The organism is Virgibacillus sp. CM-4 (genome assembly GCF_000445495.1).
GTDB classification, from domain to species: domain Bacteria; phylum Bacillota; class Bacilli; order Bacillales; family Amphibacillaceae; genus Virgibacillus; species Virgibacillus salexigens.
The window spans coordinates 813694-827531 of sequence record NZ_AUQA01000002.1 but is presented as its reverse complement, the minus strand read 5'-3'; the positions used below and the strand labels follow the sequence as shown (position 1 = coordinate 827531).

The window sequence follows — 13838 nt, the reverse complement described above, 5'->3', positions numbered from 1 at the left end:
TAGTAGCGAGCATACCCAATTGAAGAGGGGCAACTCGATGTCACTTCATATTCTTAAAGGAGGTGGTTAATATCAAAACAATAGAAGACATCCATATCCTCCCCTTACCAGCAGTTATCGTTGATGAAGCTGATCGAATAATTGAACATAATATACAACTAGCATCTTCATTGGAAGTACCTCTAACGAAAGGAGATAATTTCAAGCAGTTATTCTTAAAATGGGAAGAAATCAATAAGTTAATTTCAGCAACTAGAGATAGTAAGACTTTTGTATTTATAGAATGTGCCATTGATTCTGGAAAGTTGTTTATTGGATTGGAATCTCCAGCATTGGCTTCAATGAAAGAAGAGAATAACAAATTAAAAAGCATGAATAGAGAATTCGATGCCATTATTGAGAATTCTTACGATGGCATCTATATAACCGATCATAAAGGTATAACATGGAATACAAACTCAGCAATTGAACGAATTACTGGCATTCCTAAAGAATACTACATTGGTAAGAATGTGGACGATTTAGTAAAAAGAGGGATTTTGAAAAAATCGGTTACAAAAAAGGTATTGGAACTGAAACGAACGGTATCGTATGTCCAAAGAAATAATGCAGGGAAAGAAGTGTTATTAACTGGTGCACCTGTATTTAATGATAGAGGTGAAATTGAAAAAATTGTAACGAACATACGAGATTTAAAGGATTTGAATGAATTACAAATAGAATTGAATAAGTTAAACAAATTAAATGATCAATATAAAGAAGAAATTAGACGGTTAATGCGTAAATCAAACGACGCAGATGGATTTATTACAGAAAATGTAGAAATGAAACGAATCTATGATACAGCTGAAAGAATAGCGAATATCGACGCAACTGTATTGATTCTAGGAGAAACAGGAGTTGGTAAAGATGTTTTAGCAACGTATATTTATAATCAAAGCATTAGGTCCAAAAAAGGGAAGTTCCTAAAAGTAAATTGTGGGGCGATACCCCCAGAGTTATTAGAATCGGAACTCTTTGGCTACAGTCCAGGGGCATTTACAGGCGCTAATAAAAATGGAAAACCACGAATATTTGAAGCTGCTGATAAAGGGATACTATTTTTAGATGAAATTGGAGAACTTCCATCAGCCTTGCAAGTGAAATTATTACGTGTGTTACAAGAAGGAGAATTACAACGAATTGGCAGCTCTTATTCCAGAAAGGTAGATGTTCGTATAATTGCAGCAACCAATCGTGACCTAAGTAAAATGGTCAAAGAAGGATCATTTCGAGAAGATTTATTTTACCGGCTGCATGTTATTCCGATTCGAATCCACCCCTTCGAAAACGAAAAGAAGATATCTATCCAATGATCCAGCACTTTTTAGGAGTGGTTAATCAGAAATATCATCTTAATAAAGAAATAGACTATGAATTAAATGATTTCTTTTTGAATTATTCATGGCCGGGAAATATCCGGGAACTTTCTAATGTAATCGAACGGTTGGTTGTAACTACGAGAAATGACTTATTAACGATTGAGAATCTGCCTGATGAATATAAGGAAATCGATAACTTAGAAACTCACTCGAGTACTACCTTAAAACAAGCGGTTGAATTGGCTGAACAGTACATGATTAGGCGAGCAGCAAGTAGATATGGGAATACCTATGAGCTTGCTAAGGCATTGGGCACAAGTCAACCTACAATTGTTAGAAAATTGAGTAAATACAACATTAATCTTCATTAAGAATAATAATGAGAGGTGAATTTATGCGAATAGGTATAGCTGGTGCTGGAGCGGTAGGGAGTTATTTTGGAGCAATCCTTCATTTTGCTGGTCATGATGTAACGTTCCTTGCAAGAGGCAAACATTTTCAAGCTATGAAACAAGCGGGATTAAGGATGATTAAAGGTGAAGAAGAATTCTTAGTAGATGCCACATTTACGGATAAAATAAATGAACTATCAGAATGTGAACTCGTTTTATTCTGTGTGAAATCAAATGATACAGAAGCGATGGCTAGCCAATTAAAACTAGTGCTTCCATCAAACTGTTTGATCGTAACGATGCAAAACGGTGTGGAAAACGAGCAATTATTAGGAACCATTTTTGATCATGATCGCATCTTGTCCACTGCAGCATATATCCAAGCTGCAATCGACGAACCAGGGAAAGTAACTCAAAAAGGTAGAGTGAAATTAGTTATTGGAGAATTGCATTCTTCAGCGAAAGCGTCATGCCTGGAGATTAATCAACTTTTTCAAGCAGCTGGTATTGATTCGGTGTATGCACAATCGATTATGGAGAACAAATGGCGGAAACTGATTTGGAATGTTACATTTAATCCATTATCGGCTATCTTAAATGCAAACGTTGGTGAAATTTTAGCAAACGAGGAACTTCGTTATACGGCATCATTAATCTGCCAAGAAGCTATCGATGTTGCTGAGAGGTTAAAAATCGAACTAAAAAACAACCAAACGGTAGAGTCCGTATTAAGGAAAGCTGAAAGGGCAAAAAAACACCATACATCAATGTTACAAGATCGAAGGAAGGGAAAGCCGATGGAAGTGGAAGCGATGTGCGGCTATATTGTTCGAAAAGGACTAGAAATAAATGTACCTACACCGAATATTCAGGTAGTGTACAGTATTTTAACGTATATGGACAAATCAAAACATTGATTCAATTCTAAATCTATAATCTAAAAATGAATCACTTCACATATCAATTAGAGCATATATTGATGCATTTTTGAATTTCTCAGTCCAATAGAAGCAGGACTGCATTTTTATTTTCCCAGAGAAGGGGGCAGCAGCCGTTTTATTCTGCTGACAAATTATTGGCATAATATTTGCTATATATAAGTGAAACCCCAAAAATGAAAACGCTTTAAAATTAAAAACTATAGGTGGGGATAATAATGAATACCTTTGATATGTTTCGATTAGAAGGTAAAGTTGCTCTGATTACTGGTGGAGGAAGGGGGCTAGGAAAACAAATTGCAGAGGCATTAGCTGATGCAGGATGTGCAATCACTGTCTGTTCCAGAAAATTGGAAGCGTGTAAGGAAACGGCACAACATTTACAGAGGAAAGGTATTCATTCGCAGGCATATGCTTGCGATGTAACGAATCAAGTAGAAGTGCAACAGGTTGTGCAATTAATCGAAGAAGACTTTGGGAAGATTGATATTTTAGTAAATAATAGCGGTACAACGTGGGGAGCTAGTGTAGAGGAAATGCCTTTAGAGGCTTGGGAAAAAGTCATGAAAGTCAATGTTACCGGAACATTTATGATATCACAAGAAGTAGGTAAACAAATGATTAAACAGCAATCAGGAAAAATCATTAACATTGCCTCAGCAGCAGGGTTAAAAGCGGAGCCACCAGAAGTGTTAAATGCTATTGGTTATAGTACAAGTAAGGCTGCAGTCATTCATTTCACTAGGGATTTAGCCAGAAAATGGGCACAGCATGGTATTTATGTTAATGCCATTGCACCTGGTTTTTTTCCAACAACCATGACAAAGGAAGTATTAGAGAGAAAAGGAGATGCGATTAAGAATAAAAATCCGCTGCAACGGATTGGGGATGACCATTCACTAAAAGGTGTGGCACTGTTACTAGCTTCATCATCAAGTGACTTTATAACTGGACAGATTATCAGTGTTGATGGGGGCAGTACATTATAGAACAGGAGGTGCTGCAATGGCAGCTTCAGCTACGAAGATGCAAAAAATAGATACGACGATTAACCAAAAACAGGCTTATATAGAAGAAGTGTGGAAAATACGAAAACAGAAGTGGAATGGCGCAAGATTCTTTGTTCTCTTCACTTCTTTATTAGCGATTGGCTTATCCTTGTTTCATATCTATACTGCAGGCTTTGGAACATTACCCTCTTGGCAGCAGCGGAGTGTACATGTTTTATGGGCAATTTTATTAATCTTTCTACTATTTCCTTTTAAAAAAGGAGGTAAGTTTGGCATAGTCGATATCGTTCTTATCCTAATAACGCTTGCAACTTCCGTTTATATGATCGGTGGGGCAGAAATGATTCAAAGCAGGCAAGGGGATATAAATGCAAGTGATACACTAGTTGGAAGTGTTTTTATTATTTTAGTGTTAGAAGCAACTCGGAGAACAAATGGGATACTTATGGCATTAATCGGCGTCTTTTTTCTCATCTACGTACTATATGGTCAGTATTTTCCCGGTGCATTAGCACACCCGGGGATTAGGTATGAAAAAATGGTCGACCATATGTTTAGCGGAACGTTAGGCATATTTAGTGAACCAATTTATGTAAGTTCGACCGTACTCTTATTGTTTGTAGTATTTGGTTCGTTTTTAATGCGTTCAGGTGGAGGGCAATTTTTTACAGATTTTGCTTTTGGAGCACTAGGTAATAAAACGGGTGGCCCCGCTCTATCTGCGGTTGGCTCCAGTGCACTAGTCGCCACAATTACTGGTAATGGAGCAGCGAATGCAGCAATTACAGGATCATTTACTATCCCTTTAATGAAAAAGCTAGGGTACAATAAACGATTTTCAGCAGCAGTAGAAGCTGTGGCATCACAGGGTGGACAAATCATGCCGCCAATCATGGGTGCTTCCATTTTTATTATGGCTGAGACAGTAGGAATTCCATATATTAAGCTGGCTCTCTATGCATTAATTCCTGCGGTCATTTACTTTTTTATTGCAGGTATGGTGGTTTATTTTCATGCCAAGCGTCTTCATTTAGCAGGAATCCCAAAAGAACAACTTCCTAGTGTAAAGTCTGTATTACTAAGGCAAGGCTACCTTTTCTTACCAATAGTAGTTATTCTTGGCTTAATGATTTATGGTTTCAGTCCAATGAAGGCTGGATTCTATGCTATATTGGCTACGATTATACTAAGTTGGATAAAAAAAGCCACGCGAATGAATTTAATAGGTATTTTAGCGGCATTGGAAGACGGAGCCAAAAATGCGTTAACGGTAATCGCCGCTTGTGCTACTGCTGGGATCATTGTGGGTGCCGTGTCATTAACAGGATTAGGAATTACCTTTTCTAGATTTGTTATTAATGTGGCGGATGGAAATTTATTCTTACTGCTGTCCCTAGTTGCCGTTGCCTCTATTATTATGGGAATGGGAATGCCGACGGTCTCGGCCTATGTCATATTAGCTGTTCTTGGTGCTCCAGCTTTAATTGAATTAGGAGTTAATCAAGTTGCAGCCCATATGTTTGTATTTTACTTTGGTGTACTATCTGGACTAACTCCACCGGTTGCCATAACAGCATATACTACAGCTGGTATTGCTGGTTCCGATCCGTTCAAAACGTCCTTATATGCTATAAAAATTGGATTAGGCGGTTTCTTTGTTCCATTCATTTTTGCTTATAACCCAGTTTTACTTATGCAGGGTGGAGATATGATAGACATCATTTTGGCAATCACTAGTGCCTGTTTCAGCTGTATCTTATTTGCTGGTGGATTAGAAGGCTATTTTATCCGGTCACTTAGTTTACTGAAAAGGCTAATCATATTTATTAGTGCGATTTTATTGGTTATTCCTGGAGTGCTAGGTGATCTTATTGGGATAGTGCTCGCATTGTGCTTAATTAGTTGGCAATGGAGAGGCAAGAAGCTTGATCATATGGAGGACTCAAAACAATCAATAGGATAAGTGAGGAGGAGTTTTAATGAAAAAAATAATGTATGCTATGACTTTTGTTTTATTTATATCCCTATTAGCTGCTTGTGGAAGTGAAACTTCCAGTAATTCTGGAAACAAACCTACAGCACCAGACAAATTCTTAACCATTGGATCTGGACCGATGGGGTCTGGGTGGTACCCGATTACGACTACCATGACAGAAATTTACTCAAATAGCTTTGTTAACTTAAATGCTACGCAATTAGAAGGGGGATCGACGGCAAATATCAAATCTCTCAATGTTGGAGACATTCAAATGGGACTAAATTATACACCAGATTTTATATCCGCACTTGATGGTGGATTTGGCTTTGATGAGCCAATAAAGGATATTGCAGCAATTGCAGCATTATATCCAGTTTATCAAACGATAGCAACCACAGCGGATAATAAGGATATTAACTCGATTGAAGATATTGTCGACAAACATATCTTCTTGGGTCCAAAAGGTGGCGGTGGACCCGTAGCTTTTTGGAAAATGATGAAGGAATATGGAATTGATGAGGAGACAATTGAAGCAGCGGGTGGGCAGGTGTCCTATGGTAATTATTCGGATGGAGCATCGATGTTGAAAGATGGAAATGTCGATGTCTTTCTTGGTGGTGGTGCTCCATTTATTCCAGCCCTCCAAGAAATAGAAATAACTAATCCGATAAAAGTTATTCCCATTGAAGCAGATAAACTGGCCAGTATAGAGGAAAAAGGGATAGGAATAACAGCTGGAGAAATACCTGCCGGAACATATAAAGGTATAGACAAACCAACACAAACATACGTGATGGAAACGATGCTTACGGTTCAAAGTGAATTCGATAAAGAATATGTATATCAATTAACAAAACTATTCTGGGAAAATATTGATATCTTTGAAGAACAAGTACCGGAGAGAGCTAAGTCATTCACCATTGATACCGCTCTGAATGGAATTGATCTAGAGTTATTACATCCAGGTGCCAAACAATACTATGAGGAAGTTGGTGCTATTGAATAATCTAAGATGATTATAAAAAGGGAGGTATCGGTAACGTGAGTGCAATAAGTAATCGAAAATGGTATTCCGTATATCCAAAAGATATGGATATTGATCCTTATATCCCAGAGGATACTTTATACGCTTTATTAAAGGAAACAGTTACTCGTTTTGGGAATCGTACAGCAATTATCTATGACGAAAAACAAATTTCTTACCGGCAATTATTGGATGTTGTAAATAGACTAGCGAATGCGTGGAATAGTTTAGGTTTAAAAAAAGGAGAAAGAATTGGCTTAATGGTATCAAACCAGCCGGATTATATTATTGCTTACTATGCTGCCATGCAATTAGGTCTCATTGTTGTACAAATTAACCCCAATTATACCGCTAGAGAATTGTTACAGATTACGATAGATGCCCAGATGAAATATATTATTTGTGAAGCTAATCATATAGAAAAAGTGGGAGATATAGCAAAAACTTTTTCGTTTGCTCATGTTTTTGTAGTTGGGGAAAACACGTCTGAAGGAATCAGCCTAGATTCACTTATTGAAACTTATGAGCCATCTGAAAAAAGAGCACCAATTATAGTGAGAGAAGATATAGCAGTTATTCAATATACTGGTGGCACATCAGGGGTTGTGAAGGGAGCGATGTTAACGCATTATAACCTGGTTGCTAATGTAATTCAAAGTTATACCATGTATGGAAAAGAAATGTACGTTGGAAAAGAAACGGTGCTCACCACACTTCCGTTATATCATGTTTACGCAATGACAAGTGCCATGAATCTGGGAGTCTATATCGGTGCCACCAATATAGTGATCCAACAGTTTCAGGTTGATACGGTATTAAAAGAAATCAAACGCTATCAACCTACTTTCTTTCCAGGTGTTCCGAGAATCTATAATGCCTTAATCAGCCATCCAGACATTAAAAACTATGGTCTTAACTGTTTTAAATTTTGTTCCAGTGGATCGGCACCGTTACCTGTGGAAGTATTGAGGAAATTTGAAAAAATTACTGGAGCAGTTATTGGGGAAGGTTTTGGTTTGTCTGAGGCTTCTCCTTCAACTCATCGAAATCCCTCAACAGGTAAACGAAAAATAGGGAGTATTGGGCTTCCATTGCCAGGTACAGATTGTATTATTGTCGACAATGATAATCAGGAACTTCCTGAAAACGCTGTGGGAGAGTTACTTATTAGAGGTCCCCAAGTAATGAAAGGGTATTGGAATAACCAAGAGGAGACGAATAAAGCGTTAAAAAATAACTGGCTTTATACAGGTGATTTGGCCATGTATGATGAAGATGGTTTCTTCTATATCGTTGGCAGAAAGAAAGAAATGATTATTAACGGTGGTTTTAATATTTACCCACAAGAAGTGGAGAATATTTTATATGAACATCCGGATGTGAAGGAATGTGCAGTTATAGGCATTCCTGATCTTGAAAAAGGGGAAGTTGTCAAGGCCTTTATCGTGCCAAAAGAAGGAGCTGTATTAGATGTTGAAGAAGTAAAAGGTTTTTGTTACCGAAACCTAACCCCATATAAAGTTCCAAAAAATTATGAGTTAATACCAGCCCTGCCTAGAAATACGGTTGGAAAGATACTAAAACGTAGATTAGTAGACAGAGGTGAGTAATCTAACTAACAATAAAACTGGTCTCTTTTAATAGACTACGGCTAGTTAACTTGAGGGAACGATTTCTCGGACGGGGAAGGTCACTAAATTTGGTCAAACGATTCACTTTTAATTAATTGTAAAAGTGGATCGTTGGTTGTATTAAAATAAAAAATCAAAAAAATACATTGAAATACGAAGTGTTTTTGCTATAATAATATTAAATATTCAGAACATACCGAGTAGTTAGTATGTTGATGGTGTTTAGTAAGTCTACGATTGTAGTTGACGTAAAATGTAATACTTGTATGTTCATTAATGTAATCGGATTTAAAATGTGAAGTTGAGGAGTGATTTAATTGGATTATGTACATGAGATAGATATATATGTTCGTTTTAGTGAGACAGATGCTGCTGGCCATGTTAATAATGTGAGTTATTTTTTCTACTTTGAAGAAGCCCGAACGAAGTTTTTTAAAATCGTGTGTCCTGAAAGAAACGATGCCTTGAATTTCATTTTGGCATCGATTACGTGTGACTATATTTCTCAAGCATACGCTGGTCAGGAGTTAAAGCTATATACTTACGTCACAAATGTAGGAGGAAAAAGTTTTACGATCGGCCATACGTTATCAGATAAAGCAACAGGAATTGAAATTGCTAAAACTACAGCAATTACAGTGTGCTTTAACTATGCTGAACAAAAAACAATTGAGATACCTAATGAACTAAGGCAGAACTTAACGTCTTACCTGCAAGCACTGCCCAAGTAATGTATTTGTAAAAAGGAGGGATTTCTATGCTCGAGGAGAGCTAAGTCAATTATGTAAGCGCTTTAAATATCTGTCAGAAGGAAAAATACAGTGACAGGAGATGACCAGGCTACGAACCAGTCTGTAAAATTAACGAAGTAAGGGGAGTTGGCATGGATATATTTATTCAGCAGCTGTTTAATGGATTAACAATTGGAAGTGTCTATAGTTTGGTAGCTCTGGGATTAACTCTGGTTTATGGCATTTTACACATACCAAACTTTGCTCATGGTGCGCTTTACATGCTCGGTGGGTACGTCACGTTAACGATGATGGTTTATTTAGGGGTGAATTATTGGATATCCATCCTCATTTCCATTATAACAATTGGAATACTGAGTGTACTTATGGATCGACTTGTCTTTCATCCATTACGAAAGTCCACCCCCATTCAGCATAAAGTTGCTGCAATCGGAATGCTGCTTTTTCTGGAAGCACTTGCCCAGTTAATTTGGGGTGCTGATTATCGGCAAATGCCCACGCCATACGGGCAAGTTATTCAATTTGCTGATGTAACATTGACTGTTCAGCGGTTAATTATCGTCGTAGCCGCAATTGCGGTTATGATTTTACTTTATCTGTTTTTAAAGAAAACATTTATGGGAGCTTCAATACTGGCAATGGCTCAAAATCGTGAAGGAGCTTCGTTAGTGGGAATTAACACCAACAAAGTAGCAGTTATAACTTTTTTTATAGCTGGGACACTAGCGGCAATCGGTGCCTCACTTACTTCCCCAATTAACCTCGTATTTCCTGGGATGGGGCATTTAGTTATTTTAAAAGCCTTTGTCATTATCATCATTGGTGGTATGGGCAGTATTCCTGGCGCCATCTTAGGCGGTTATATTTTAGGTTTCAGTGAAAGTATAGGAGCGACTTATATCTCTAGTGACTACAAAGATATTATTGCCTTTGTCTTATTAATCGTTATTCTCTCCATCAAACCACAAGGTATTTTTGCGAAAGGGGGCGTATAAATGGCAGTGGTCAATAAGAAAGGGCTCTTATTTGTCTTGATCTTGCTTGCTATTATCTTTCCTTTAATCGTACCGAACCAATACTATATTCATATTTTGACATTAGCTTTTATTTGGACAATTGCCGTTTATGGTTTAAATCTACTTTCTGGATATACTGGCTATCTTTCCTTAGCACATGCAGGCTTCTTTGCTATAGGAGCATATTCACTTGGATTACTTACTGTAAAAGTCGAATTGAATTATTGGTTGGCATTTATGCTTTCACCCATCATTACATGCATTATTGGTGTAATGATTGGACTTATCGCACTTCGCACCAAAGAACATTTCTTCGCAATTTACACCTTATGTGTTGGCTACATTATCTATTTAATCATTGATAAATGGGACTCGTTAACTGGAGGAGTTCGGGGGTTAATAGGCATACCTGCTCCAGCTGATATCGGTTTTATTTCTCTTTCTACACCACTTTCCCAATACTATTTTGTTTTCACCATTCTACTTCTTGTCATTTTTACCGTATACCGAATCGTCCATTCCCTTACAGGAAGATCCTTTACAGCTATTCGAAACAGTGAGCCTTTAGCACAATCACTTGGTATATCACCAATGCGAAACAAACTCACTTCGTTTGTATTGTCTACTTTTTATGCAGGACTAGCGGGAGCGCTCTATGCAAGTTTTATTCGATTTATCGGACCGGAAATCGCCTATACAACCATCACTTTTGATTTATTAACCTATATGATTGTCGGCGGAATTGGGACATTATCCGGTCCGTTGATAGGAACATTATTAATTGTTTGGTTATCTCAGAATTTACAATTTCTGCAGGATTATCGTATGTTGATTTTTGGTCCGCTGCTTACGTTAATCATTATCTTTGCTCCTGGAGGAATTTCCGGTACGTTTTTACAATGGAGGGCACGACGAAAGGAAAAGCAGCGAATAAACATGACCACAATGAAAAAACAAGCGTAGGAGGGAATGCATCATGTATTTTGAAACAAGGGAGTTATCCAAAGAATTTGGAGGTCTAACTGCAGTCAAAGAGGTCGATTTTGCTATTGAAAAAGGGAAGATCAATGCCATTATCGGGCCTAACGGGGCAGGCAAATCTACATTTTTTAATCTCATCACTGGTCTGCATCGTCCGAGTTCTGGAGAAGTGTTCTTTAAAGACCAAGAGATTTCCCATTTATCCTCAAATAAAATAGCAGAACTTGGCATAGCAAGAACGTTTCAAACAACGAATTTATTTGAACGTGCAACGGTATTTGATAATGTCATTGTGGGCCACAGACTGCGAACAAAAACAAATTTGTTGGATGCAATTTTACGAACGAAACGTTGCAAACAAGAAGAAGAACAATGCAAAGAAAAAGCATGGGAAGTTTTGCAAGCAACAGGGTTAACCCATGTGGCTACAAAAATAGTAACGAATATCTCCCAAGAGGAAAAAAAGCGAGTTGCCATTGCCTTAGCTTTAGCAACCGATCCAGAAGTGCTTTTCCTCGACGAGCCTACTGCTGGGATTAATCCAGATGAAACTAATGGGTTAGCAGGATTAATTACTGAATTGGCACAAATGGGCATTACGATTTGCTTAATTGAACACAAAATGAAAATGATTATGCAGATGGCAGACAAAATCATGGTACTCAATTATGGAGAAAAAATTGCTGAAGGGGCACCTGAAGAGATCAATAAAAATGAAGAAGTTATCCGTGCCTATTTGGGAGGGGAAGCGAGTGCTTAAATTAGTAAATCTTACCGTTAAGTATGGAAACTTTGAGGCGTTACATCGAGTGAATCTGGAAGTAGACCATGGTGAAATTGTTGTTTTACTTGGTGCAAATGGGGCAGGAAAGAGTACTACCTTCCAAACAATTAGTGGCTTAAATAAGCCTGTTTCCGGGCATATCATGCTAAATGGTCAGTCAATAGCTGGAAAGTCACCAGACAAAATAGTAAAGATGGGGATTGTCCAGTGTGCGGAGGATCGAAAGCTATTTCAACAAATGACCGTACAAGAAAATCTTATGTTAGGAGGATACGTTCATAGAGGCAAGAAAAGTAGATTAAGAGCAACCCTTCAAGAGGTGTTTGAGTTATTTCCTATTCTTTATGAAAAACGAAGTAATCCTGCCGGTTCACTTAGTGGCGGCCAACAGCAAATGCTGGCAATTGGCAGAGCACTAATGGCCAAACCAGAATTTATGCTGTTAGATGAACCTTCTATTGGCTTAGCTCCTTTAATCGTAGAGCAAATGTTTAAAAGCATTCAACAAATCAATCAGGAGGGGACAACGATTCTACTAGCTGAGCAAAATGCAAATGCAGCTCTAAGCATCGCGGATAAGGGGTATGTTTATGAAAGCGGTAAGGTTGTTGTCCAAGGGAGTGCAGAAGAATTGCTGGCCAATGAGGAAGTAAGGAAGGCATATGTAGGAGCTTAGTAGTTAATTGAAAAAAGGAGGGAATCAAATGAAAGGTAAAATTATAAGAATGCTATTGGTTGGTTTTATCATTGTATTTCTATCAGCATGTATTGATTCAGCAGGAAAAACCAGTAATGATAAAGAAGAAGCAACTGGTGGAGAGAACGTTGTGAATATTGGTTATAGCGGGCCATTAAGTGGGGCAGCTGCTTATTACGGGGAAAATACATTAAATGGCCTAGAAATGGCTGTGGAAGAAATTAACGAACAAGGATTTGAAGTAGATGGAAAAACGTATAAGCTAAATTTAATTGCTTATGATGACAAGTACTTACCAAATGAGACTGCTGCAAATGCACGTCGACTCGTTCAAGAGGATGATACACCAGTTGTGTTCACACCACACAGTGGGGGAATCGCTGCATTACAAGTATTTAATGAACAAGAGAACTTTCTGATTGGCGCATATTCGAGTGAACCAGCGATTACCGAAGCAGGGAATGAGTTAACGGTACGCATTCCCCCAAGTTATGATGGTTACTTAGAGCCATTTACTAATTATGCTATGGAGAACTTCGGTAACAAATTAGCTGCACTACCACCAGTCACACAATATGGGAAGGACTGGGCAGAAGCAATTAAACCATATTGGGAAAAAGCAGGTGGCGAAGTGGTGCATGAATCCGCGATTGATTTCTCGAAAGACACGGATTTCTTTACTTTCTTAACGAATGCACTTGAATCAAATCCGGATGTTTTATTTATTGGGGGCCCTTCTGAACCTACAGCAAAAGTGGCTCAACAAGCAAGAGATTTAGGGTTCGAAGGTGGTTTTATTGTAATGGATCAGGCAAAGCTAGATGAAATGAAAAATGTCACTGGCTCATACGAACCATTAGAAGGTTCGATTGGCACGATTCCATTGATCAACGCCAATTATCCAGGAACAGAGGAATTCGTGAAAAAGTATCAGGAAAAATATAACAAAGATCCTGGTTCAGAGGCAGGCTTCCACTATTTATCCATGTATATCTTTGTAGAAGCAATGAAAGCAGCTGGTAATGTAGAAGATGCAACTGTGATTAGAGAACATATTCAAGATGGTCTAGAATCATTACCAGAAGAAAAGAAAGTGTATGAGATTGAAAAGATAGATGAAAATGGTGGGTTTGAGATTAATACGCAATATGGTGCAGTTGAAGGCGGCAAAGTAGTTCCAGTATCTGGCGATTAATCAGAAGGGCTGGACATAGCGTACCTTGTTTGAGATTTCCGTTTATTATTTTATCTAAATTGTTTGTCTCGATCTCCTA

The 13838-nt window shown here is 37.9% G+C and carries 13 protein-coding genes; all 13 read left to right on the top strand.

The genetic code is table 11. The features are described 5' to 3' along the window. The first annotated feature begins 62 nt into the window (after positions 1 to 62). A complete protein-coding gene (locus M948_RS27510; protein ID WP_051170024.1) occupies positions 63 to 1355 on the top strand; it encodes a sigma-54 interaction domain-containing protein in 1293 nt (430 codons plus the stop codon). Further along, positions 1352 to 1732 carry a hypothetical protein gene (locus M948_RS43145; RefSeq protein ID WP_021289629.1) on the top strand — a complete coding sequence of 127 codons (381 nt, stop codon included), beginning with the start codon at positions 1352 to 1354 and terminating at the stop codon, positions 1730 to 1732. The genes M948_RS27510 and M948_RS43145 overlap by 4 nt, the downstream gene beginning before the upstream one ends. Positions 1733 to 1755: 23 nt before the next feature. Then, positions 1756 to 2670 (top strand): ketopantoate reductase family protein, encoded by a 915-nt coding sequence (locus M948_RS27505; RefSeq protein WP_021289628.1) that lies wholly within the window; start codon positions 1756 to 1758, stop codon positions 2668 to 2670. A gap of 239 nt (positions 2671 to 2909) precedes the next feature. Next, entirely contained in the window at positions 2910 to 3680 is a 771-nt protein-coding gene (locus M948_RS27500; protein ID WP_021289627.1) for an SDR family oxidoreductase, read from the top strand. A gap of 16 nt (positions 3681 to 3696) precedes the next feature. Beyond that, the gene (locus M948_RS27495; protein WP_021289626.1) at positions 3697 to 5664 is read left to right on the top strand and encodes a TRAP transporter permease; all 1968 of its coding nucleotides are present in this window, start codon (positions 3697 to 3699) and stop codon (positions 5662 to 5664) included. A 16-nt stretch (positions 5665 to 5680) separates the two neighbouring features. After that, a complete protein-coding gene (locus tag M948_RS27490) occupies positions 5681 to 6685 on the top strand; it encodes a TAXI family TRAP transporter solute-binding subunit (protein ID WP_021289625.1) in 1005 nt (334 codons plus the stop codon). Between the two features lie 35 nt (positions 6686 to 6720). Beyond that, positions 6721 to 8313 (top strand): long-chain-fatty-acid--CoA ligase, encoded by a 1593-nt coding sequence (locus tag M948_RS27485; protein ID WP_021289624.1) that lies wholly within the window; start codon positions 6721 to 6723, stop codon positions 8311 to 8313. 338 nt (positions 8314 to 8651) lie between these two features. Beyond that, a complete protein-coding gene (locus M948_RS27480) occupies positions 8652 to 9065 on the top strand; it encodes an acyl-CoA thioesterase (RefSeq protein WP_021289623.1) in 414 nt (137 codons plus the stop codon). 152 nt (positions 9066 to 9217) lie between these two features. Next, complete coding sequence (locus tag M948_RS27475) at positions 9218 to 10081, top strand: branched-chain amino acid ABC transporter permease (RefSeq protein ID WP_021289622.1); 864 nt, start codon at positions 9218 to 9220, stop codon at positions 10079 to 10081. Continuing rightward, positions 10082 to 11065 carry a branched-chain amino acid ABC transporter permease gene (locus M948_RS27470; protein ID WP_021289621.1) on the top strand — a complete coding sequence of 328 codons (984 nt, stop codon included), beginning with the start codon at positions 10082 to 10084 and terminating at the stop codon, positions 11063 to 11065. A gap of 13 nt (positions 11066 to 11078) precedes the next feature. Further along, entirely contained in the window at positions 11079 to 11843 is a 765-nt protein-coding gene (locus M948_RS27465; RefSeq protein ID WP_021289620.1) for an ABC transporter ATP-binding protein, read from the top strand. Then, a complete protein-coding gene (locus tag M948_RS27460) occupies positions 11836 to 12543 on the top strand; it encodes an ABC transporter ATP-binding protein (RefSeq protein WP_021289619.1) in 708 nt (235 codons plus the stop codon). Before M948_RS27465 ends, M948_RS27460 begins: the two co-directional genes overlap by 8 nt. A gap of 28 nt (positions 12544 to 12571) precedes the next feature. Further along, positions 12572 to 13759 (top strand): ABC transporter substrate-binding protein, encoded by a 1188-nt coding sequence (locus tag M948_RS27455; RefSeq protein ID WP_021289618.1) that lies wholly within the window; start codon positions 12572 to 12574, stop codon positions 13757 to 13759. Positions 13760 to 13838: the final 79 nt, after the last annotated feature.

Excerpts from the sequence above, each read along its gene's own strand:
- M948_RS43145 (WP_021289629.1), top strand. The coding sequence starts at position 1,352 with ATGATCCAGCACTTTTTAGGAGTGGTTAATCAGAAATATCATCTTAAT.
- M948_RS27505 (WP_021289628.1), top strand. The coding sequence starts at position 1,756 with ATGCGAATAGGTATAGCTGGTGCTGGAGCGGTAGGGAGTTATTTTGGA.
- M948_RS27500 (WP_021289627.1), top strand. The coding sequence starts at position 2,910 with ATGAATACCTTTGATATGTTTCGATTAGAAGGTAAAGTTGCTCTGATT.
- M948_RS27495 (WP_021289626.1), top strand. The coding sequence starts at position 3,697 with ATGGCAGCTTCAGCTACGAAGATGCAAAAAATAGATACGACGATTAAC.
- M948_RS27490 (WP_021289625.1), top strand. The coding sequence starts at position 5,681 with ATGAAAAAAATAATGTATGCTATGACTTTTGTTTTATTTATATCCCTA.
- M948_RS27475 (WP_021289622.1), top strand. The coding sequence starts at position 9,218 with ATGGATATATTTATTCAGCAGCTGTTTAATGGATTAACAATTGGAAGT.
- M948_RS27470 (WP_021289621.1), top strand. The coding sequence starts at position 10,082 with ATGGCAGTGGTCAATAAGAAAGGGCTCTTATTTGTCTTGATCTTGCTT.
- M948_RS27465 (WP_021289620.1), top strand. The coding sequence starts at position 11,079 with ATGTATTTTGAAACAAGGGAGTTATCCAAAGAATTTGGAGGTCTAACT.
- M948_RS27455 (WP_021289618.1), top strand. The coding sequence starts at position 12,572 with ATGAAAGGTAAAATTATAAGAATGCTATTGGTTGGTTTTATCATTGTA.